The following is a 20,570-nucleotide window of genomic DNA, read 5'->3' on the forward strand; positions in this document are numbered from 1 at the left end:
GGGGCAAGTCCCTTCAGGAGTCCCGCAGATCGCGTGTCAGCAGTGCCGCCAGCGTGTCGACGACCGGGGGGTCGAGGAGCGACAGATGGTGGCCGGGCAACGGGACGACGGTCAGGTCGGCGCAGTGCGCTTCCCAGCCGAGCGTCGCGTCGCCGCGTTCGTAACGGGGGTCGTGGACGGTGTGCGGGGCGGTCTCGCTCGCCCGGTAGAGCAGGGTGCGGCCCGCGTAGCCGCCGGGCCGGTGGCGCTCGCCGCTGCACAGGTCCAGGTAGGAGGTCCGCTGGTGTTCGAGGACCGCTTCCGGCAGTTCGACGGTGTCTCGTAGCACCTTGACGACGAGGTCGATCCGTCCCGCGTCGTCGAGCCCGGCGAGTTCGTCGTACGGCAGGTCGAGCGCGCTGCCGTAGGTGCGTTCCACGTACGCGGCGAAGTCCCGGAAGTGCCGCAGGGCAAGGTCGGTCGCGGTGAGGCCGGTGGGCAGGGGCAGGACCGAGTCGAGCAGGACCAGGGCGCCGACCCTGCCGTGCGGAGTGAGATGCCGGGCCGCCTCCTGCGCGACCAGACCGCCGTACGACCAACCACCCAGCAGCCAGGGCCCCTTGGGCCGCGCCTCCCGTATCCTCCGGGCGAACTCCTCGGCCCGTCCCAGCACATCGTCGGGGTCGGGCAGTCGGTCGAAGCCGTACACCGGGCGGTCACCGTCCAGGCGCTGGGCCAGCCGGGCGTAGACATCGGCGGATCCGCCTGCCGCGTGAGCCAGGAAGAGGGGGATGCCGGGGCCGGTCGCCGGGAACGCGCGGAGAGGGGTCGGGGCGTCGGGCCGGGGCCCGGATCCTTCTGGTACGGGCGTGTCGGCGGCCGAACCCACCGCCGTCCCGCGCTCTTTCGGATCGCCGGGCATCGCCTGCCGTCCCGGGTCACCGGCCGTCACCGCTTCTCCCCCGGTCTCCAGCAGGCCGGCCACACGCCTCAGTGTCCCGCGCCTGAGCAGCACCCCCGGCTCCACCTCGATGCCGAACTCCCGCTGCACCGCGGCCCGTATGCGCACGGCCGTGAGGGAGTCCAGTCCGAGATCGGTCAACGGGGTGTCGGGGTCCAGGCGTTCGGGGCTGTAGCCCATGACCGCGGCCACACACAGCCGAAGCCGTTCGAGAGGACCGGCGGCCGGGTCGAGAGGCACTACACGGGACGGTTCCTCGGACGGCTCCTCCCCCGCCCAGAAGCGGCGGTGCCGCCAGCGGGGCGGCGGGACGTCCACGATGCGGCCCTCGGGATGCAGGCCCTCCCGCGGCTGGGCCACCCGTACCCCGTGGACGAGCAGTGTGGCCAGCGACGTACGGAAGGCGAGCGCGTCGTCGGTGTCGCGCCGCAGGGTGGGAACGATCAGCGCGTCCCCGGCGCCGGCATCGCGCAGGGTGTCGGTCAGCGGGTGCAACTGCGTGGCGTGCGGGGCGACTTCGAGGAAGACGCGGTGTCCGTCCTCGGCGGCGGCGCGTACCGCCTGTGCGAAGCGGACGGGTTGGCGCAGGTTGGCCGCCCAGTACTCCGTGTCGCAGGGCACTGTCTCCCGGGGATCGCCGAGCACGGTCGAGTAGCGGCGGTGGCGGGGTTCGGAGTGCCGGACCTCGCCCAGCTCCCACGCGAACTCCGGGAGCAGTGGCTCGACTTCGGGCGAATGGCCGGCTCCCGACACACCCAGCAGACGGGCGAAGCCGCCGTTCTCGGTCACCCGGGCGACCAGCCCGGCCACGTCCTCGGCCGCACCCGTGACCACGCACTGCGCGGGCGAGGAGTGCACGGCCACTTCCAGCGTGCCGAACTCCCTTGCCAGCACCGGGATTTCGGACGCCGGCAGCTCCACGACCGCCATGGCTCCGCCGGTCAGCCGGTCCAGCAGCCGGGAGCGTACGGCGACGATCCGGGCGCCGGTCGCCTGGTCCAGCGCGCCCGACACGACCGCCGCCGCGATCTCGCCCAGGGAGTGGCCGATGACGGCGTCGGGTTCCAGGCCGTACGAGCGCCACAGTTCGGCGAGGGCGACCTGCATGCCGTAGAGCACGGGCATGACCGCCGCGGGGGTCGAGAGGTCGGCGTCGGGGCGGAGTCCGGCGCGCAGGGAGAGCCCCGCGTGGTAGCGGACGAGGGGTTCCAGCCGGTCGACGGCGGCCGCGAACACCGGTTCCGTGGCGAGGAGTTGGTGGCCCATGCCGGGCCACTGCGAGCCGTAGCCGGAGAAGACCCACACCATGGGTCCTGGCCCGCCCGGCCGGTCTTCCCCCGTGACCAGCCGCGGGGAGGGCTCGCCCGCCGCGAGGCGGTCGAGTGCGGTGAGGGTCTCGGTGCGGTCGCGGGTGACGAGAGCGGCGCGATGGCGGCCACGGCCGGTGCGCCCCGCGAGGGTGCGGGCGAGGTCGGCGTCGCGTACACGCCCGCTGTCGGGGGTGTCCAGCCAGGCCGCCAGTTCGCCGGCGTAGGCGCGTACTCGCTCCTTGGTCGGCCCGTCCAGCAGGAGCAGCGCGGGGCGCCCGGCGGGACCCTTCGCCCGGGCGGCCGGGCGGTGTTCGGCGAGGACGACGTGGGCGTTCGTACCGCCGAAGCCGAAGGCCGAGACGCCCGCGGTGGCCGTGCCCGAGTAGCGGGGCCAGGGTTCGGGCAAGCCCACCACGCGCAGGCCGAGCGCGTCGAGGTCGGCGTGCGGGCCCGGGCGGGTGAAGTGCAGGTGGGCGGGGATCTCGCCGTGGTGCAGGGCGAGCACGGTCTTGATCAGGCCCGCGACACCGGCGGCCGCTTCCAGGTGGCCCAGGTTCGTCTTGGCGGAGCCGATCAGAAGGGGCTGGTCCAGGGGGCGGTCACGGCCGAGTACGGCGCCGAGGGCGCTCGCCTCGATGGGGTCGCCGAGGGCGGTGCCCGTGCCGTGCGCCTCCACGTAGTCCACGGTCGTCGGGGCGGTGTGCGCCTCGGCGAGGAGGGCGCACTGGGCCTCGGAGTTGGGGGCGGTCAGGCCGTTGGAGCGGCCGTCGGAGTTGACGACCGTCGCGTGGATCACCGCCAGGACGCGGTCGCCGTCGCGTTCGGCGTCCGCGAGCCGTTTCAGTACGACGACTCCGCAGCCCTCGCCGCGTACGATCCCGTCGGCCGCGGCGTCGAAGGCCTTGCAGCGGCCGTCCGGGGCGAGGGCTCCCGCGCGCTGGAAGCCGAGGGTGACGGCGGGGGTCAGAAGCAGGTTCACCCCGGCGGCGAGTGCCGTGTCGCTCTCGCCCGTCACCAGGCTGCGTACGGCGTGGTGCACCGCGACCAGCGACGACGAGCACGCCGTGTCGACGGACAGGCTGGGGCCGCGCAGGTCGAGGGCGTACGACAGGCGGCCTGCGGCGATGCTCATGGACGCGCCGGTGGCCGTCCAGGCGTCCACGGCACGGAGGTCGGCGGTCGTGAGGTGCGCGTACTCGTTGCCGCTGATGCCCACGAAGACTCCGGTGCGGGTGCCCGCGAGCGTGGGTGCGGCGAGGGCCGCGTGGTCGAGTGCCTCCCGGGTGACTTCGAGGAGCATGCGGTGCTGGGGGTCCATGGCGGTGGCCTCGTGGGCGGGGATGCCGAAGAACTCGGCGTCGAAGCCGGCGATGTCGTCGAGGCCGCCGAGGAAGGCGCCGTGCCGGGTCACGTCGTCCGGCAGGCGTTCCGGATCCCGGACGAAGGGGTCCCAGCGGCCGGGTGGGAGTGTGCCTACCGCGTCGCGGCCTTCGGTGAGGAGTTGCCAGTATTCGTCGGGGGAGGTGATGCCGCCTGGGAAGCGGCAGCCGACGCCGATGATGGCGACCGTGAGGATCGGCTCGGTTTGCCTGGTGCCGGCCGGCCGTGGCTGGTCGCGCAGTTCCCCGCGCCCCTTAAGGGGCGCGGTTGCCCCAAGTCGTCTCACGAGGGTGTCGATCGTCGGTGCCTCCCACAGCAGTGTGTCCGGCAGGCGTCTTCCGGCCAGTTGGCTCAGGTCCGCCGTGAGGGCAACCGCGTCCCGGGAGGTCAGGCCGGCCTCCGCCAGGGGCCTGTCGTCGGGGAGTTGGCCCGGGCCGACCCCGTACCAGTCCTGGAGACGCCCGGCGACCAGCTCGCGGATCTCCCTGCGCGACACGCTCATCGCGGCCCGAACCCGCCGTCGAGGAAGCGCGCCCGGGCGGCCGCGCGGGACACCTTGCCGCTGCTCGTACGCGGGACGGAACCCGGCGGCACGAGCCGCAGCGAACCGAGGCGCAGTCCGTGGCGGGCGGAGATCGCGGCGCGCACGACGCGTTCGGCGTTCCGCGTGTCCTTGGGCGTCGGTTCGGTGCCGCGCCGGTGTTCCGCGACCACGACGAGGTCCTCGCCCACGTCGTCCGCCCGGGTCACTCCGAACGCGGCGAGGTGGTCCCGGCGGATCAGGGCCACGGCCGTCTGTACGGTCTCCTCGATGTCCTGGGGGTAGTGGTTGCGCCCGTCCACGATGAGTACGTCCTTGAGTCGGCCGGTGACGAGAAGCCGCCCGTCGTGCAGGGCGCCGAGGTCACCGGTGCGCAGCCAGTCTCCGGCCGCGCCGAAGCCGAAGGTCTCGGCCGTGAGTCCGGCGCGCTTCCAGTAGCCGAGCCCGATGTTGGGGCCTCGCAACTGGATCTCGCCGACCCGCCCTTGCGGCAGCACGGCACCGTCGCGGCCGACGATCCGCAGCTCCTGACCGACGGGCGTTCCGCACGGGACGAGGACGGCCGCCGACTCGTCCGACGTCTCCTCGATCCGCCCCTCCCGGAGCGCGTCGGCGTCGCAGGCGACGGCCGAGGACGGTTCGTCCCGGGAGCTCGCGGTCACGAACACGGTGGCTTCCGCCAGGCCGTAGGCCGGACAGTGCACGGCCGGGTCGAGCCCGGCGGGCGCGAACGTCGTGTGGAAGCGGTCCACCGTCCCGGCGCGCACCGGTTCGCTGCCGTTGATGAGCACCCGCACGCGGTCCAGGCGGAGTTCGTCGACGAGCGCCGGGTCGGTGCGGGCCACGCAGTAGTCGTACGCGAAGTTCGGGGCGGCGCTGACCGTGCCCTCGTACGAGCCGAGGAGGCGCAGCCAGCGGGCGGGTTCCCGGAGGAAGGCTGAGGGGTCCATGAGGACGGACGGGAAACCGCCCACGACCGGCGCGGCGATGCTGAGGACGAGGCCCATGTCGTGGAAGAGGGGCAGCCAGCCGACCGTGGTGGCGGCGTCCGGGTCGGCGATGAACGCGTCGATGGCCTGGCGGGCGTTGGCGACGACGTTGGCGTGGCTGATCATCACGCCGGCCGGGCTGCGGGTGGAGCCGGAGGTGTACTGGAGGTATGCGATGTCGTCCGGTTCGGGAACCGCCCAGGGTTCGCCCGTCTCTCCGAATCCGCCCCGCTGGACGGGGAGTTGGTCGACGGGTACGACGGGTAGCTCCGGCAGGCCGCGTTCACGGATGAACTCGCCCATCGCGCGGGCCGTTTCGGAGTCGCTGAGCAGGCAGGCCGGTTCGCAGTCGGCCAGCACTGCCGCCAGTCGCCCTTCGTGGCCGGGGAGTTGGGGACCGAAGAGAGGTACGGCGACGACGCGGGCGTACAGGCAGCCGAGGAATCCGGCCGCGTAGTCGAGCCCCTGGGGCAGTACGAGGGCGGCGCGTTCGCCGGGGGAGGCGATCTGGACGAGCCGGGCCGCCACGGACCTGGCCCGGGCGTCGAGGGCGCGCCAGCCGAGCGCCCGGTGCACTCCGGTGGGGGCGCTGTCGGGGAAGTCGACGTGGCTGAAGGCGCGTTGCTGCGGCCGGTGTCTGGCCCAGTGCCTCAGGTGGTCCGTGAGTGAGGCGGATTCGGCGGCGGGCCGGACGGAGGTCATGGGGGCTCCAACTGGGTCGGCGGCGGCGCGAGTCGAGCGAGAGCGGGAGGAGCTGAACGGGAGGAGCTGGGGCGAGGGTGTCCGCTCGGGGCGGTGCCCCAGGTTCCGCCTCCGGGCGGACCGTGGGTTAGACGACGTCCTGACAGTTCGTCTTCCGCCTTCTGTCAGTTCGCTGACAAAGGCGTGCCGTCGATTCCATGCCGTGGGCCAGAGCCCCGGCGACCGCCTCAAGCCGACAATCCGTGCGACGGCGGAAGGAGCGTCTTGTGGGACGTGCACGGCTGTTCGCGCTGTTCTCCCTGCTCACGCTGACCGGGTTCATCACGACGCTCGACAACACGGTCATCAACGTGGCCCTGCCGACCGTGCAGCGCGAACTGGGTCTGACGGTGCCGGACCTGGAGTGGGTGGCCGCCAGTTACGTGCTCAGTTTCGGCGCGCTGCTGCTGCCCGGCGGGCGGCTGACCGATCTGTTCGGACGCAGATCCGTGCTGGCGGCCGGGATCCTGGTCTTCACGGCGGCGTCGGCGGCGGCCGCCCTCGCGGACAGCGGGGGCACGCTGATCGCGGCCCGTACCGTGCAGGGCGTGGGGGCCGCGCTGGTCATCCCGGCCTCGCTCGCCGTCATCGCGGTCGACCTGCCCGCGCGACTGCGCGCCACGGCCGTGGGCCTGTGGACCGCGGCGCTGGCCGTGGCGCTGGCACTGGGACCCGTGGTGGGCGGCTTCGTCACCCAACGGTGGGGCTGGGGCTGGGTGTTCGCGCTCAACGTCCCGTTCGGGGTGATCGCGCTGCTGCTGATGCCGGCCGTGCCCGGCCGGTCCTCCGCATCTCGGCGCGGCGGTCTCGATCTGCCCGGAGTGCTGCTGTCCGTGCTCGCGCTCTATCTGCTCACCTACGGTCTCGTGCGCGGGCAGGAGCACGGGTTCGGCACCGCGCCCGTACCGCTGTGCCTGGGGGTTTCGGCGGTGGCCGCCTGTGTGTTCGTGTTCGTGGAGGCGCGGACCGCGCGGCCGCTCGTCGAACTGCGGCTGCTGCGCGACCGGTTCCTCACCGGTGGGATCGCCGCACAGGTGCTGTGGGGCATCGGCGTCAACGGGGTGTTCTTCTTCACGGCCCTCTATCTCCAGCGGGTGCTCGGCTTCTCGCCGACCGGGGCGGGGCTGGCGTTTCTGCCGCTGGCGGGCGCGCTGCTGCTGGGGACGCCGATGGCCGAGCGGGCGGCCCGTGCGCTGGGCGCGCATGTCTCGATCGCGGCCGGCCTCTGCCTGGTGGCGGTCGGTCTGCTGTCCGTCTCGGGCGCGGGCGCGCGGGCCGGCTTCTGGGATCTGCAGCCGGGGCTGCTGCTGATCGGCTGGGGTTCCGCGTTCACCACTCCCCTGACCGTGCGCTGTCTCGCGAAGGTTCCGGAGGCGGGGATGGGGATGGCGACCGGTCTGGTGAGCGCGGCCCGCGAGGTCTCCGGTGTGTTCGGGGTGGTCCTGGTGGGCGTGGTGCTCACCCGACGTGAAAGCTCCGAACTGCGTTCGGGCGCCGATCCGCGCGACGCGTTCCTGGAAGGCTACGACCTCGGTCTCCGGCTCGCCGCGTGCTGCGTACTCGCGGGTGCGTTCGTGACGCTGGTGACGCTGCGCCGTCGTGGGCGTCATCGGCGGGTGGTGACGCGGAGCAGAGCCACAACCAGGACCAGAACCAAGGCCAAGGCGAAGATTCCCCTTGTCATGAAGTGACAAGCCCCCGGTGCATGTCTGTCAGTCGCCGATGAAGCTGGGCAGAATCTGTGCGGGTATCGTCACCGTGCCCCACTTCCCGTGCGCAGAAGGAGCCGCTGCGTGACCGGATTCCGCATGCTGGAGAAGATCGAGGCCACGAACGCCACGGCGAGGGCCGAGGAGGCCCAGGGCCCGTTCAAGGCGTTCCCTTCGGGTCTGCACGACCATCTCAGACCGTTCTTCGACGACATCACCGAAGAGGTCGTACGGGCGATCAGAACCGAGATCCCGGAGTACGCGCGGCCGACGGACGACACGTACATGCAGGTCGTGCATCAGGGCGTGGAGCATGCGCTGCAGGGGTTCCTGGAGCGGATGGCGAAGCCGGACACCGACTGGCAGCCGGTGACGGCGACGTATCAGCGCATCGGCCGGGGCGAGGCGGACGAGGGGCGCAGTCTCGACGCGTTCCAGTCGGCGCTGCGGCTCGGCGCGCGGGTGACATGGCGTCGGATCAACGCGCTGGTCGACGCCGATCTGCTGCCGCGTCACGTGCTGGCCGCGTTCGGTGAGGCGCTGTTCCTGCACCTGGACGAGATGGCGGCCGCGACGACGGCCGGGTACACGGAGGCGCGGCTGCACGCGGCCGGTGAACTGCAGCAGCGGCGTTCGCGGTTGATCGATCTGCTGATCGTGGACCCGCCCGCGTCGGTCGCGGCCATCACGGATCTCGCGCACACCGCGCAGTGGCCCGTGCCCCGTTCGCTGGCCGTGGTCGTCATCGATCACGGGACGCAGGCCGGTGCGTCCCAACCGCCCATCGTGCCACCGGAGTTCCTGGCCCGGTTCGACGTGCGCCCGGCCGTGCTGGTGGTGCCGGACCCGGAGGGCCCGGGCAGGGCGCGTGCCGTCGCCGGTGCGTTGCAGGGCCTACGGGCCGTCATGGGGCCGAGCGTCGCGCTCCAGGAGGGGGCGAGGTCGCTGCGGTGGGCGGCCGAGGCGCTCGATCTGGCCCGGCGGGGCGTGCTGCCGGACACGCAGATGGTGCGCTGTCGGGACCATCTGGCCACGCTGATGCTGTTCCGCGACGAGGCTCTGGTGGAGGCGATGGCCGACCGGCATCTGCGCCCCCTGGACACCATCCGGCTGCCCCAGCGCGAGCGTCTCGCGGAGACACTTCTCAGCTGGCTCGAGTGCGGCCACAACGCGAGCGAGGTGGCCGCCCGTCTCGCCGTCCATCCGCAGACGGTCCGCTACCGCATGCGCCAGCTGGACGAGTTGTTCGGCGACCGGCTCCACGACCCCACCACCCAGTTCGAGATGCAGTTGGCGCTGCGGGCGCTCAAACTCCGGAGGGCGGCCCGAGCGCGGTGAGCGTCACAGCGGCCGGCCGAGGGTGAGCCTCACAGCACTGGCCGAGGGTGACCGTCACAGCGGCCGGCCGAGGGTGAGCGTGTGCGGTCCGAAGCCGTTGCGCTCGTAGAACCGGATCGCGTCCGCGTTGGCCGCGTACGCGGTCACCTCCGCGAGCTGGGCACCCTGTTCCCGCGCCCAGTCGAGGAAGCCCGCCACGAGCCGCGCTCCCGCCCGGGTGCCGCGGTGGGCCGGGCGCACGTACAGGCTGCGCAGGGTAGCGATCTTCGCAGGACGCATGGCCGAGCCGTCCGCGACCGCGCCCACGAGGTGTCCTATGACCTCGCCGTCCCGCTCGGCCACCAGCGACAGCCGGGCCGGATCGTCGATGCCCGCGGCGAATCTCTCCGCACCTTGCGCGAGAGGCCAGTTGATGTCGACGGTCGCGTCCCGGGTGCCCGCGTCCTCGGCGAACAGGGCCGCGCTGGAGGCGACGAGCGCTGGGATGTCCTCGGGGCGGGCCCGGCGGACGACTGGCTGGTCGTGGTGGTCACTCATGGGACAGGACGGTAGCGGCCGGGTCTGACAGCGCCACCGGGCAGCGCTCCTCGATGCCTGGGATTTCCTGGACAGGTGTCCATGTATAGTGGACACCTGTCCAGGAAATTCCAGGCAGTTCCCCCGTGAAGGAGCCCACCTCCCCATGCAGACACTCGCGAACGTGCTGGTCGGCCTTGTCGCCGCCCTGCACGCGTACATCCTGGTTCTGGAGATGTTCCTGTGGGAGAAGAAGCCGGGGCGCGGGCTGCACGGGTTCGACCCCGAGATGGCGAAGGCCACCGCCGCCCTCGCCGCCAACCAGGGGCTCTACAACGGTTTTCTCGCGGCCGGCCTCGTCTGGGGACTGATCGCCGACGACCCGACGGGCTTCCGCGTGCAGGTCTTCTTCCTGGCGTGCGTGATCGTCGCGGGTGTGTACGGCACGGTCACCGCGAACCGCCGCATCCTCTTCGCGCAGGCCCTGCCCGGCGCGCTCGCCCTGGCCGCCGTCCTCGTCGCCCGGTGACCTCCGACCCCAGGGCCGATCCCAGGGCCGAGCGCACCCGGGCCAAGCTGCGCCGGGCCCTCCTCGACGAGTGCGCCCGACGGCCGCTCGCGGAGGTCAGTGTCGCCGCACTGGTGCGCGCGGCCGGGGTCGGCCGGGCCACGTTCTATCTGCACTACGCCGACCTGGAGGCGCTGGCCGTCGACGCCTGCGCCGATGTCGTACGGGACGCGGTGGACGCCCTGCACGCGTGGCGAGGCAGGCCCGACCCCAGGACCGCACCGGACGCCCTGCTGACGTTCTTCGCGAGCCTGCCCCCTCATGCCCCGCTCTACCGCGCCCTGTTGAGCCCGGGCGGGGGCGGACCGCTGGGCCGCGTCCTGCACCGGGACCTGCGCGCCCGCAGCCTCGCCGAGCGTGAACTCGTCGGCGCGCCGGAGGCCCCACTCGTCGCCTCCGCCGTCGCCGCGACCTTCGCGGGCGTCCTCGCCGACTGGCTGCACGGGCTGGTCGAGGCCTCCCCGGAGGAGATCGCCCACAAGGTGTGGCGCCTGCTCGTGGCCCTGCACGCGAGCCGATAGGACGCCGCCGGACGGGAGGTCAGTCGCAGCCCATCCCCTTCTTCACCGCCGGCCACGCCTCCACCCCGTCCGGCGTGCGGACGTACGCCTTCTTCTTGTCGGCCGTCAGCCACAACTCCCGCTCGCCGTGGCGGTATCCGGTGTCGCGGGCGCCGTCCGGCAGGGTGACGTCGCCGTCGTACGGGGCGGTGAGCAGGCCGGACAGCACGCCCTCGGGGTCACGGGCGTACAGCACGCGCTTCGCGCCGTGCCCGAGTTCGAGGAAGTGGGCCGACTGCCAGTCGCAGTGCTCCGAGCCCTGGGAACTGCTGATGGTGGTGACCGGAAGCCGACGGCCACTCGCGTCGGTCCAGACCTCGTAGCCCTGGTCGTCGGTGAAACTCTCCGGGAACTCGGCCGGGTCGCACGAGGCGGTCGTCTCCGGGCCCCAACCGGGCCGGTTCGGCTGGTCCTTGGCGACGATGACGGCGACTTTGGTCAGACCCCCGACATCGTACGAGAACAGCACCCGGTCCCCGTCGTCGCGCTCCACGCGGTAGCCGGACCTCGGAACGTCCGGCTGCTCGATGTCGAAGTACGCCTCAAGCCCTGCCGCCGGGGTCGAACCGCCGTCGCCCTCGCTCCAGTTGCCCCCGAACCCGCCCGAGTGGATGTCCCCCTCGCACTCCAGGGCCAGCCCGGCCGCGCCCGACTCCGCCTCGGTCGCCCGTTGGCTGTCCTCGTCGTACTCCTTGTGCGGCACGCGCAGCGGTCCGCTGTAGGGCGTGGCCGACGCGGGTCCGCCGTCGAGGAGCCCTCCGTCGGTGTGCCCCTTCTCGCTCTCCACCAGCACCGTCACGAGTGTCGCGACCGTCGCGATGCCCGCCATCGCCAGTCCGCCCGCCTTGATCCCCCGCATAGCGCCGCCCCCCGCCTGCCGTATTGCCGTGTCCCTCCTCCGACGCGCGGGCCCCTCAGGACGTTCGGACGGAGTCCGCTTCAGTCAGAGTGGGGAGTGGCTGACGAGTTTCGGTTTGTGGCGTTGCGTCAGCTCTGCCGGGCCGTCTGGAACGTACGCCGGTAGGCCTGTGGCGAGACGCCGATCGCCGCGTGCAGATGCTGCCGGAGCGAGGTGCCGGTCGCGAAGCCGACCTCGCCGGCGATCTGATCCACCGGGAGATCGCTGGCTTCGAGCAACTGCCGTGCGCGGACGACGCGTTGCTGGATGAGCCAGCGTGCGGGGCTCATCCCGACCTCGTCGTTGAACCGGCGGGCGAACGTACGCAGGCTCATCCGGGCGTGCGCGGCGAGATGGCCCAGGGTCAGCGGTTCGCCGAGGCGCTCCAGGGCCCACTGCCGGGTCGCCGCCGTGCCCGCGTTCGAGGGTTCAGGCACGGGCTGCTCGATGTACTGGGCCTGGCCGCCGTCCCGCCACGGCGGCACCACGCAGGACCGGGCCACGCGGTTGGCCAGCTCGCTGCCGTGGTCCTTGCGCACGAGGTGCAGGCAGACGTCCACACCGGACGCGGCTCCCGCCGAGGTGAGGAGGGAGTCCTCGTCCACGAACAGCACATCGGCGTCCAGGTCCACGTCCGGGAACATCTTCCGGAACAGCGGGGCCAGCTGCCAGTGCGTGGTCGCCCGGCGTCCGGCAAGCATCCCCGCCGCCGCCAGGACGAAGGCGCCCGTGCAGATGGACACGATCCGGGCGTCCGGCCGGATCGACCTCAGCGCGCCGGCCACCGCCTCGGGGAGATCATCACTGAGCTGCGACAGCGCGAACGGCGGGATGACGACGGTGTCGGCCGTGCGCAGCACTTCGGGGCCGTGCTCGACGGTGATCGAGAAGTCCGAGCTGCTGTGCACCGGCTGCCCGTCGACCGTGCAGGTCAGGATCTCGTACCGGCCCTCGGCCGAGCCGAAGACCCGGTTCGGGATGCCGAGTTCGAAGGGGTAGACCCCGTCCAGGGCCAGGACGACGACCCGCTCCACGGGTCCGTCGTACTCCCCGCGCCGGGAGGTCTCGGTGGGGTCGGGGCGCTCTCCGCATCGCGTCTGCAGCATGGCACGATCCTATCGAACAATGGCAATCATGCCATTTTCCAGGCTCTCGCGGCCCGGCAGGCTGGAGCGCATGAGCACTGAGAACACGATGCGCGCGATCAGTCAGGACGTCCTCGGCGGTCCCGAGGTCCTCAAGGAAGTGGAACTTGAGATCCCGAGGCCCGGACCGAGCGAGGTGCTGATCCGGGTGCACGCGGCGGGCCTCAACCCGACCGACTGGAAGCACCGGGCGAACGGCAACTTCCTCGGGAAGCCGCCGTTCGTCCTCGGCTGGGACGTGTCCGGCGTCGTCGAGGCGATAGGCCTCGGCGTCACCCTCCACAAGCCGGGCGACGAGGTCTTCGGCATGCTGCCGTACCCGTACGGCGTGGGGGCGCACGCCGAGTACGTCACCGGTCCGGCGCGGGCCTTCGCGCACAAGCCGGCCGAGGTCGACCACACGCAGGCGGGCGCGATTCCACTGGCCGCGCTGACCGCCTGGCAGGCGCTGGTCGACACGGCGGACGTCCGGCCGGGGCAGCGGGTGCTGATCCACGCGGCGGCCGGCGGAGTGGGGCATCTGGCCGTGCAGATCGCCAAGGAGCGCGGGGCGTACGTGATCGGTACTGCCAGCGCGGGCAAGCACGAGTTCCTGCGGAGACTGGGCGTCGATGAGACGGTCGACTACCGGGAGACCGACTTCGCCGAGGTCGTGCGGGATGTCGATGTCGTGCTGGACACGGTCGGGGGCGAGTATCGGTCGCGATCCCTCAAGACTCTGCGGCCGGGCGGGCTGCTGGTGTCGATCCTGCCGTCCGGGTCGCCGGCGCTCGCCGAGGAGGCGCGGGGGCTCGGTGTGCGGGCGATCGAGCTGCTCGTGGAGGCCGATCAGGGCGGGATGCGGGCGATTGCCGAGCTGGTCGCTTCGGGGCGGTTGCGTGCCGCGGTTGCCGAGGTGTTTCCGTTGGCCGAGGCCTCGAAGGCGCATGCGCTCGGGGAGACCGGGCGGACCGTGGGGAAGCTTGTTCTTCAGGTTCGGTAGGGCCTGCCTTGTGGGGCGCGGGTACCGCAGGTGGTGTTGAGCTGCGGGCCGGTTGTGGCTGGTCGCGCAGTTCCCCGCGCCCCTTTCGGGGCGCTCAGGTGAACGTGAGTACCGGCTTGATCGTCTTGCCCGCGGCCATGTCCTGGACCGCCTGGCCGATGTCCTCGAACGCGTAGGTGCTGATCAGCCGGTCCAGGGGCAGGCGGCCCTCGCGGACCAGTTTGACCAGGGCCGGGATCGCGGTCTGCGTCTCCTGGTCGCCGAGGGTCAGGCCCACCAGTCGCTTGCCGCCGAGCATTCCGTTGACGTCCAGGGCGACCTCGGAACCGAAGGGCGGGGCGCCGACGATCACCGCCGTGCCGCGGGCGGCGAGCGCGTCCACGCCCTTGCGCAGGACGATGACGTTGCCGGTGGTCTCGACGACCCCGTCGGCCCCGGCCCCGCTCGTGATCAGCTGAACCGCCTCGACGATGTCCGCCTCGTTGGCGTTCACGGTGTGGGTGGCGCCCAACTCCCTTGCCAGTTCCAGCCGTTCGACGACCTTGTCGACGGCGACCACGGTGGTCGCGGGCGTCAGTGCCGCGGCCATCACCGCCGACAGACCGACCGCACCGGCGCCCAGGACCACGACCGTGTCGCCCGTACGGGGCTGAAGGACGTTCCAGACCGCACCCACCCCTGTCTGTACGCCGCAGCCCAGCGGGGCGAGGGACTCCAGCGGGATGTCCCTGTCGACCTTGACGAGGCTGCGCTCGTCCACCAACGCCCGCTCGGCGAAGGAGGACTGGCCGAAGAAGTGTCCGCCGAGCGGGGCCCCGTCACGGCTGATGGTGGCGGAGCCGTCGGCGCGGCGGCCGCCGAGGAGGTTCAGCGGCAGCCAGGTGGCGCAGTACGCCGGGTGGCCGTCGCGGCAGTTGCGGCACGAGCCGCAGGAGGTGAAGGACAGCACGACGTGGTCGCCGGGCTCGACGCCCACGACGTCCGGGCCGACGGCCTCGACGATCCCGGCGCCCTCGTGGCCCAGTACGCCGGGCAGCGGGAACGGCAGGCCGCCGCTCGCGACCCCGAGGTCGGTGTGACACAGGCCCGCGGCCACGATCCGGACCAGGACCTCATGGGCGCGGGGCTCGTCGAGCTCCACGTCGGCGAGGGTGAAGGGCGCTCCCCCGGACTCGACCACGGCTGCGCGAGTGGTGGTGGACATGCTGCGAACTCCCTTGGGTGAGGGTGAGTTGAAGGGGTGAGCCTGGCTGCGGGGGCGCTCAGTCGAACGAGATGACGACGGACTTGACCTTGGTGTATGAGGCGAGTGCCTCGGGCCCGTACTCGCGGCCGAAGCCGGAGGACTTGACTCCTCCGAAGGGCACCGCAGGGTCGAGCATCGCCCAGTCGTTGACCCACACGATGCCCGCCTGGAGCCGGTCGGCGACGCGGTGCGCGCGGGCGAGGTCGGTGGTCTGCAGGCCCGAAGCCAGGCCGTACGGCGTGGAGTTGGCCAGTTCGACGGCCTCGTCCTCGGAGTCGAAGGGCTGCACGGTCAGGACCGGGCCGAAGATCTCCTCCTGGACCACCCGGGAGTCGTTGGACAGGCCCGCGATGACCGTGGGCTTGTAGTAGAAGCCGCCGTTCAGGTCGAGGCGCTCGCCGCCGCACACGATGCGGCCGCCCTCCTTGCGGGCCAGCTCGACGTACTCCTCGACCTTCTTCAGGTGCCTCTCCCCCGCCATCGGCCCGACGACGGTCCCGGGCTCCCGGGGGTCGCCGACCGGTACGCCGGGGACGGCGTCGGCGAGGATGCCGACCACGGTGTTGTAGAGCGGGCGCGCGACGAGCAGGCGCGGGCCGCCCATGCAGAACTGACCGGTGTTGAAGACGAAGCCCTTGATGACCGCGCCGATGGCCTTCTCGACGTCGGCGTCCTCGAAGACGATGTGCGCCGCGTTGCCGCCGAGTTCCATGGTGACCGACTTCAGGCCCTCGCCCGCGACGCTCGCCGCGCGCCGGCCGACCGCGGTGGATCCGGTGAAGGCGATCTTGTCGACGCCGGGGTTGCGCAGGAGCGCCTCGCCCGCGACCGGTCCCGTGCCGGTGACGACGTTGTAGACACCGTCCGGGACGCCCGCCCTCTGGAGCAGCCCGGCCATGTAGAGGGCGCTGAGCGGGGTCTCCTCGGCAGGCTTGTGCACGACCGTGTTGCCGGCCGCGAGCGCCGGGGCGATCTTCGAGCCCGCGAGGATCAGCGGGAAGTTGAAGGGCGTGATCGCGGCGACGGCACCGATCGGGCCGGGCCTGGTGTAGGCGAGGCCGTTGAGCGGGGTGTCCCTGGTCGCGCCGTCCAGGGTCCAGGCGAGGGACGCGTAGTACTCGTAGTCGTTGGCCGCGTTCGTCACGTCGACCGCGTGGCACAGCGTGATCGGCTTGCCGACGTCCTGGCTCTCCAGGGCCGCGATCTCGTCCGCGTTCTCCCGGATCAGTTCGGCGACGCGGTGCAGCACCCGACCGCGGTCACGACCGCTCATCGTGGCCCACGGTCCGCTGTCGAACGCCTCCCGCGCGGCGCGTACGGCCGCGTCGACGTCGGTGGCGGAGGCCTCCGCGACCGTCGTGACCACCTGGCCCGTCGACGGATCGAACACGTCCGTACGTGCTCCGTCGGCCGCCTCGCGCCACTGTCCACCGATGAACAGCTGCCCGGGCCCGCTCTCGAAGGTGGTCGTCATTGCCCACTCCTCAGCCTCGATCGCCAAGATTTCAACCAACAGGATTCCTGTTGGTTCGCAGTCTCTTTACGGACAGGTTTCCTGTCAATGCCCTAGGCTGAACGCATGGTCGTCACCAAGGCACCCCCGTCGCTCCTGTACATGGTCAAGCAGGTGGAACTCGTCGTGCGGTCCCGCCTCGACGAGTTGCTGAAGCCCACGGGGATCACAGCGCTGCAGTACACCTCGCTCACCGTCCTGGAGCGGCACGACGGCCTGTCCGCGGCACAGCTCGCCCGCGACTCGTTCGTGACCGCGCAGTCCGTGGCCGATGTGATCCGGTCCCTGGAGACGCGCGGTCTCGTACGGCGCGAGCGCAATCCCCGCAACCGTCGCGAGCTGCTGATCCTCCTCACCGAGTCTGGCCGCGACGTGCTCGCTCGGCACGCCGAGCCCGTGCGGGAGCTGGAGGAGCGCATGGTCCGGGATCTCACGGCGCACCAGACGGACCAGCTCCGGCAGGCGCTGTCGAAGGCGTGGCAGTCGCTGTCCTGAAACTGACGAGCGACACGTCCTTTAAATCGAAGACATATGTCAATCGAACATGCTGAAATTCACCCTATCGAGGGTAACTTGCTGAGTGGGGAACGGTTGGGCGGCCGCCAGCCGCACACGGCCGCGTCTACGCTCACGGAACGACGTCACCCTGACCCCCGGTGACCCTGTTGGAGGTGATGTCGTCGTGCGCAACGAGTCCGCGCCGTTCACTCCTCATCTGCGTGTCCACCAGGACCGCGGGCACACCGTGCTGGAGTTCCACGGAGAGATCGACATCATCGCGGCGCTGGACATCGTCCCGGCCCTGGACGCGGCCACGGGAGACCCGGCCGCGCGGGTCGTGCTCGACCTGCGGCACATCGAGTTCTTCGACTGCTCGGGTCTGCGCCTGCTGTACCGGGCCAGGCGCCGGGTCCTCGCCCGGGGCGGGCGGCTGCACCTGGTGTGCACCCACCCGCTGACCCTGCGCATCCTGCATGTGACCGGGCTCGACGACGTGCTGCCTCCGCTGTCGAGCATGGACGAGGCCCTCGGCCGGCCCGAGGCCGCCTCGGAGTCGTTATGACAGCGCGCCGCTACTTGAGGATCTTGGTGACCTGACCGGCGCCGACCGTCCTGCCGCCCTCCCTGATCGCGAATTTCAGCCCTTCCTCCATCGCGATGGGCTGGATCAGCTGGACGTGCATGCTCGTGTTGTCGCCCGGCATGACCATCTCGGTGCCCTTGGGCAGGGTCACCACTCCCGTGACGTCCGTCGTGCGGAAGTAGAACTGCGGCCGGTAGTTGTGGAAGAAGGGCGTGTGCCGGCCGCCCTCGTCCTTCGACAGGATGTACGCCCTCGCCTCGAACTCCGTGTGCGGCGTCACCGAGCCCGGCCTGATGACGACCTGCCCACGCTCGACCTCCTCGCGCTTCACACCGCGCAGCAGCAGCCCGACGTTCTCCCCCGCACGGCCCTCGTCGAGCAGCTTGCGGAACATCTCGATGCCCGTGACCGTCGTCTTCGTCTTCTGGTCGTGGATGCCGATGATCTCGACCTCGTGGTTGACATGCAGCACACCGCGCTCGATGCGGCCGGTGACGACCGTGCCGCGGCCCGTGATGGTGAAGACGTCCTCGATCGGCATCAGGAAGGGCTGGTCCACATCGCGCACCGGCTCGGGCACGAACTCGTCGACTGCGGTGAGGAGTTCGAGGACGGAGGCGGCCCACCGCTCGTCGCCCTCAAGGGCCTTGAGCGCCGAGACCCTCACAACCGGGACGTCGTCGCCGGGGAACTCGTACTCGGTGAGCAGCTCGCGCACCTCCAGCTCGACGAGTTCGAGGATCTCCTCGTCGTCGACCATGTCCGTCTTGTTCAGCGCGACGACGATGTACGGGACGCCGACCTGGCGCGCCAGCAGGACGTGTTCCTTGGTCTGCGGCATCGGACCGTCGGTCGCGGCGACCACCAGGATCGCGCCGTCCATCTGCGCCGCGCCCGTGATCATGTTCTTGATGTAGTCCGCGTGCCCCGGGCAGTCGACGTGCGCGTAGTGCCGCCGCTCCGTCTGGTACTCGACATGAGCGATCGAGATCGTGATGCCGCGCTGCCGCTCCTCGGGCGCCTTGTCGATCTGGTCGAAGGGCGTGTACGGGTTGAGGTCGGGGAACCTGTCGTGCAAGACCTTCGTCACGGCCGCCGTGAGAGTCGTCTTGCCGTGGTCGATGTGCCCGATGGTGCCGATGTTGACATGCGGCTTGGTCCGCTCGAACTTGGCCTTGGCCACTGCGAGCCCTCCTGATCACCCGGGTGATATGAGCGTCTTCTGCTTGTGGTCCCGTCGCTTCTCGTCTCTCCTCGTCTATTCGGTACTGCCGATCGCCCGCCGTGTCCACGGAGTCGAGGAGCCTGTCCTGAATCGTGAAGGCTCACGCGAGGGCTGATGACGAAGAAGCGGAATGTGCCTCGTGCGACCGTTCGTTGCTCGTGGTGCTCCCCGGGCACCAGCCCGCGCACCAGGCAGTCACCGATGTACTTATGCAATCAACCATCCGGTCAACACGCCTGTCTGGCCAGGGATTTGGGGGGCACTAGGAAGGAGGAAGGAGGACGGCCACATGACGACGTCCCTGAAGCGCATGCCCGGATGGGCCAAGATCCTGAGCGCGGTCGTGCTGGTTCTGGTGATACTCGGTGCCGGACTGCAGCTGAGCCTGCTGCCCGGTCTGCGTGACGTGTTCCGCGAGGAGACCCACGACCGGACAGGACCCACACTCCTCAAGTCCATTCAGGACATGAGCCGTTACGACGCCGCCTCGGGCAACTTCCAGGTGGTGGTGGATCTGGAGAAGGACACCAAGTACCTGCCGGACGCGGTCCGCGGCACCCGAACCCTGTACGTGGGCGCGGGCACCGTGGACGCCTACGTCGACCTCGGAAAGATCCGCGACGAGGATGTGAAGGTCAACAAGGACCGCACATCGGCCACGCTCAAGCTCCCCCACGCCGCTCTGGGCAAGCCCGCACTCGACCCCGACCAGTCCTACGCCGTCTCCAAGCAGCGCGGTCTCCTCGACCGGCTCGGCGATGTCTTCTCGGACAACCCGAACGACGAGCGGGCCGTCCAGCGGCTCGCCGCCAGGCACATCGGTGACGCCGCGAAGAAGACCGAACTGACCGCCCGCGCCGAGGAGAACACCACCGGCATGCTCAAGGGGCTGCTGGGTTCCCTGGGCTTCAAGGAGGTGAAGGTGACGTACGGGTCATGAGCCTGGGCCCGTGACTCCGGCCCGTGACCTCGGCCCGCGCACGCTCGTCGACGCCCCATCGCCCCTCCGGCCCGAGCACACCGATCGCCCCGGCAGCACAAGGCAGAGCCGGGGCGATCGGGGGCTCGGGCCCGGCACACATGTCGTCGGCATCTTCGGCCCCTTCGGGGGTAATCGCCTGCCATCGGAAGACAGTTGAAAACTGGAGGGTTGAATGGCCCGCGCAGTGTCACGCCCGCGCATCGCACTACGCCTTCGCTCCACACCTCATTCCGACGCCAAGAAAGCCAGCCCTCGTACCAAGAAGTCGCGCTCCCCCGGCACCAAGTCCGACCCCCGCTCGTCGACGGCTCCGGGCGAACGACGACCACTTCCCTTTGTCGTCCGGTTCGTGGTCATGCTCATCGCCTTCGCGGCGATGGTGGCCTTCGCCGCCGCGCTGGCCCAGATCACGTTGCAGCCGTCGCCGGCCTCCGAGGCACTGACGCACAGCAACCTGCATCCGGGCCGTTCCCTGCGCGCCTATCTCGACCAGCCCGAACTGCGTGACGCCTTCAAACAGATCGGCGGCAACCTCGTCCTCGGCATCCCCTTCGGGGTGCTGTTGCCCGTCCTGGTCCCCAAGGCGCGCGGGATCCTGCGAGTGCTCCTCCTTACGGCGGCCGTGATGATGATGGTCGAGCTGGTGCAGGGGGCGGTGGTCACCGGGCGCGCCTTCGACGTCGACGACGTCATCCTCAACACCAGCGGGGCGCTCGTCGGTTACCTGCTCCTCGGCCGGCGGCTGAACCGTGCGGTGCATCCGCGCAAGCGCCGCAGCAAGAACTCGGAGGCGTGAGCGCCTGGAGGCTTGAAGACTCGCAGGCTTGAAGGTGTGAACGCATGGAGGCTCGTGCGAGGAGGCACGGGGGCCTGAGGGCGTGAAGTCGTAGGGGTGAACGTCAA

At 71.0% G+C, this 20,570-nt stretch carries 17 protein-coding genes; 9 read left to right on the top strand and 8 right to left on the bottom strand.

Features of this window, described 5'->3' with window-relative positions:
• Positions 1-13: 13 nt before the first annotated feature.
• Together ACIBEI_RS01595 and ACIBEI_RS01600 are read right to left on the bottom strand one after the other, a co-directional pair.
• Complete coding sequence (locus ACIBEI_RS01595) at positions 14-4,132, bottom strand: beta-ketoacyl synthase N-terminal-like domain-containing protein (protein WP_398883943.1); 4,119 nt, start codon at positions 4,130-4,132, stop codon at positions 14-16.
• On the bottom strand, positions 4,129-5,862 hold the full coding sequence (locus ACIBEI_RS01600) for a fatty acyl-AMP ligase (protein WP_398883945.1): 1,734 nt from the start codon (positions 5,860-5,862) through the stop codon (positions 4,129-4,131). The genes ACIBEI_RS01595 and ACIBEI_RS01600 overlap by 4 nt, the downstream gene beginning before the upstream one ends.
• Positions 5,863-6,128: 266 nt before the next feature.
• On the opposite strand from ACIBEI_RS01600, the gene ACIBEI_RS01605 reads away from it, so the two are divergent.
• Both ACIBEI_RS01605 and ACIBEI_RS01610 read left to right on the top strand, forming a co-directional pair.
• On the top strand, positions 6,129-7,592 hold the full coding sequence (locus tag ACIBEI_RS01605; RefSeq protein WP_398883947.1) for an MFS transporter: 1,464 nt from the start codon (positions 6,129-6,131) through the stop codon (positions 7,590-7,592).
• A gap of 102 nt (positions 7,593-7,694) precedes the next feature.
• On the top strand, positions 7,695-8,948 hold the full coding sequence (locus tag ACIBEI_RS01610; protein WP_398883949.1) for a PucR family transcriptional regulator: 1,254 nt from the start codon (positions 7,695-7,697) through the stop codon (positions 8,946-8,948).
• Positions 8,949-9,002: 54 nt separating this feature from the next.
• Here ACIBEI_RS01610 and ACIBEI_RS01615 read toward each other — a convergent pair whose 3' ends face one another.
• A complete protein-coding gene (locus ACIBEI_RS01615; RefSeq protein ID WP_398883950.1) occupies positions 9,003-9,485 on the bottom strand; it encodes a GNAT family N-acetyltransferase in 483 nt (160 codons plus the stop codon).
• A 145-nt stretch (positions 9,486-9,630) separates the two neighbouring features.
• On the opposite strand from ACIBEI_RS01615, the gene ACIBEI_RS01620 reads away from it, so the two are divergent.
• Together ACIBEI_RS01620 and ACIBEI_RS01625 are read left to right on the top strand one after the other, a co-directional pair.
• Entirely contained in the window at positions 9,631-9,993 is a 363-nt protein-coding gene (locus ACIBEI_RS01620) for a DUF1304 domain-containing protein (protein ID WP_307519149.1), read from the top strand.
• Positions 9,990-10,553, top strand: a complete 564-nt coding sequence (locus tag ACIBEI_RS01625) for a TetR/AcrR family transcriptional regulator (RefSeq protein WP_398883952.1) — start codon at positions 9,990-9,992, stop codon at positions 10,551-10,553. Before ACIBEI_RS01620 ends, ACIBEI_RS01625 begins: the two co-directional genes overlap by 4 nt.
• Before the next feature lie 19 nt (positions 10,554-10,572).
• Here the strand turns inward: ACIBEI_RS01625 and ACIBEI_RS01630 are convergent, their stop codons facing one another.
• On the bottom strand, positions 10,573-11,451 hold the full coding sequence (locus tag ACIBEI_RS01630; RefSeq protein WP_398883954.1) for a hypothetical protein: 879 nt from the start codon (positions 11,449-11,451) through the stop codon (positions 10,573-10,575).
• A gap of 128 nt (positions 11,452-11,579) precedes the next feature.
• Entirely contained in the window at positions 11,580-12,596 is a 1,017-nt protein-coding gene (locus ACIBEI_RS01635) for a GlxA family transcriptional regulator (protein ID WP_398883957.1), read from the bottom strand.
• Between the two features lie 70 nt (positions 12,597-12,666).
• On the opposite strand from ACIBEI_RS01635, the gene ACIBEI_RS01640 reads away from it, so the two are divergent.
• Complete coding sequence (locus ACIBEI_RS01640; protein ID WP_398883959.1) at positions 12,667-13,617, top strand: NADP-dependent oxidoreductase; 951 nt, start codon at positions 12,667-12,669, stop codon at positions 13,615-13,617.
• 94 nt (positions 13,618-13,711) lie between these two features.
• Here ACIBEI_RS01640 and ACIBEI_RS01645 read toward each other — a convergent pair whose 3' ends face one another.
• Positions 13,712-14,821: an NAD(P)-dependent alcohol dehydrogenase gene (locus ACIBEI_RS01645; RefSeq protein WP_398883961.1), complete on the bottom strand. Its 1,110-nt coding sequence runs from the start codon at positions 14,819-14,821 to the stop codon at positions 13,712-13,714.
• Positions 14,822-14,879: 58 nt separating this feature from the next.
• Entirely contained in the window at positions 14,880-16,337 is a 1,458-nt protein-coding gene (locus ACIBEI_RS01650; RefSeq protein ID WP_398883962.1) for an aldehyde dehydrogenase family protein, read from the bottom strand.
• A gap of 105 nt (positions 16,338-16,442) precedes the next feature.
• Here ACIBEI_RS01650 and ACIBEI_RS01655 point away from each other — a divergent pair, with 105 nt between their 5' ends.
• Both ACIBEI_RS01655 and ACIBEI_RS01660 read left to right on the top strand, forming a co-directional pair.
• The gene (locus ACIBEI_RS01655) at positions 16,443-16,871 is read left to right on the top strand and encodes a MarR family winged helix-turn-helix transcriptional regulator (protein WP_398883964.1); all 429 of its coding nucleotides are present in this window, start codon (positions 16,443-16,445) and stop codon (positions 16,869-16,871) included.
• A 187-nt stretch (positions 16,872-17,058) separates the two neighbouring features.
• The gene (locus tag ACIBEI_RS01660; protein ID WP_398883966.1) at positions 17,059-17,439 is read left to right on the top strand and encodes an STAS domain-containing protein; all 381 of its coding nucleotides are present in this window, start codon (positions 17,059-17,061) and stop codon (positions 17,437-17,439) included.
• A gap of 10 nt (positions 17,440-17,449) precedes the next feature.
• On the opposite strand, the gene tuf is transcribed toward ACIBEI_RS01660, so the two are convergent.
• Positions 17,450-18,643: an elongation factor Tu gene (gene tuf / locus ACIBEI_RS01665; protein WP_398883968.1), complete on the bottom strand. Its 1,194-nt coding sequence runs from the start codon at positions 18,641-18,643 to the stop codon at positions 17,450-17,452.
• A gap of 331 nt (positions 18,644-18,974) precedes the next feature.
• Here tuf and ACIBEI_RS01670 point away from each other — a divergent pair, with 331 nt between their 5' ends.
• Together ACIBEI_RS01670 and ACIBEI_RS01675 are read left to right on the top strand one after the other, a co-directional pair.
• Positions 18,975-19,625 (top strand): DUF4230 domain-containing protein, encoded by a 651-nt coding sequence (locus tag ACIBEI_RS01670; protein WP_398883970.1) that lies wholly within the window; start codon positions 18,975-18,977, stop codon positions 19,623-19,625.
• 214 nt (positions 19,626-19,839) lie between these two features.
• Positions 19,840-20,463 carry a VanZ family protein gene (locus ACIBEI_RS01675; protein ID WP_398883972.1) on the top strand — a complete coding sequence of 208 codons (624 nt, stop codon included), beginning with the start codon at positions 19,840-19,842 and terminating at the stop codon, positions 20,461-20,463.
• Positions 20,464-20,570 lie beyond the last annotated feature (107 nt).

Source organism: Streptomyces sp. NPDC050988, from assembly GCF_044456225.1.
In the GTDB taxonomy this organism is placed as follows: Bacteria; Actinomycetota; Actinomycetes; order Streptomycetales; family Streptomycetaceae; genus Streptomyces.

Bases quoted from the DNA above. Each gene is read 5' to 3' on its own strand.
- ACIBEI_RS01595 (WP_398883943.1), bottom strand. From the start codon at position 4,132: ATGAGCGTGTCGCGCAGGGAGATCCGCGAGCTGGTCGCCGGGCGTCTC.
- ACIBEI_RS01675 (WP_398883972.1), top strand. From the start codon at position 19,840: ATGGCCCGCGCAGTGTCACGCCCGCGCATCGCACTACGCCTTCGCTCC.
- ACIBEI_RS01630 (WP_398883954.1), bottom strand. From the start codon at position 11,451: ATGCGGGGGATCAAGGCGGGCGGACTGGCGATGGCGGGCATCGCGACG.
- ACIBEI_RS01650 (WP_398883962.1), bottom strand. From the start codon at position 16,337: ATGACGACCACCTTCGAGAGCGGGCCCGGGCAGCTGTTCATCGGTGGA.
- ACIBEI_RS01640 (WP_398883959.1), top strand. From the start codon at position 12,667: ATGAGCACTGAGAACACGATGCGCGCGATCAGTCAGGACGTCCTCGGC.
- ACIBEI_RS01670 (WP_398883970.1), top strand. From the start codon at position 18,975: ATGACGACGTCCCTGAAGCGCATGCCCGGATGGGCCAAGATCCTGAGC.
- ACIBEI_RS01620 (WP_307519149.1), top strand. From the start codon at position 9,631: ATGCAGACACTCGCGAACGTGCTGGTCGGCCTTGTCGCCGCCCTGCAC.
- ACIBEI_RS01600 (WP_398883945.1), bottom strand. From the start codon at position 5,862: ATGACCTCCGTCCGGCCCGCCGCCGAATCCGCCTCACTCACGGACCAC.
- ACIBEI_RS01645 (WP_398883961.1), bottom strand. From the start codon at position 14,821: ATGTCCACCACCACTCGCGCAGCCGTGGTCGAGTCCGGGGGAGCGCCC.
- ACIBEI_RS01615 (WP_398883950.1), bottom strand. From the start codon at position 9,485: ATGAGTGACCACCACGACCAGCCAGTCGTCCGCCGGGCCCGCCCCGAG.
- ACIBEI_RS01655 (WP_398883964.1), top strand. From the start codon at position 16,443: ATGGTCGTCACCAAGGCACCCCCGTCGCTCCTGTACATGGTCAAGCAG.
- ACIBEI_RS01635 (WP_398883957.1), bottom strand. From the start codon at position 12,596: ATGCTGCAGACGCGATGCGGAGAGCGCCCCGACCCCACCGAGACCTCC.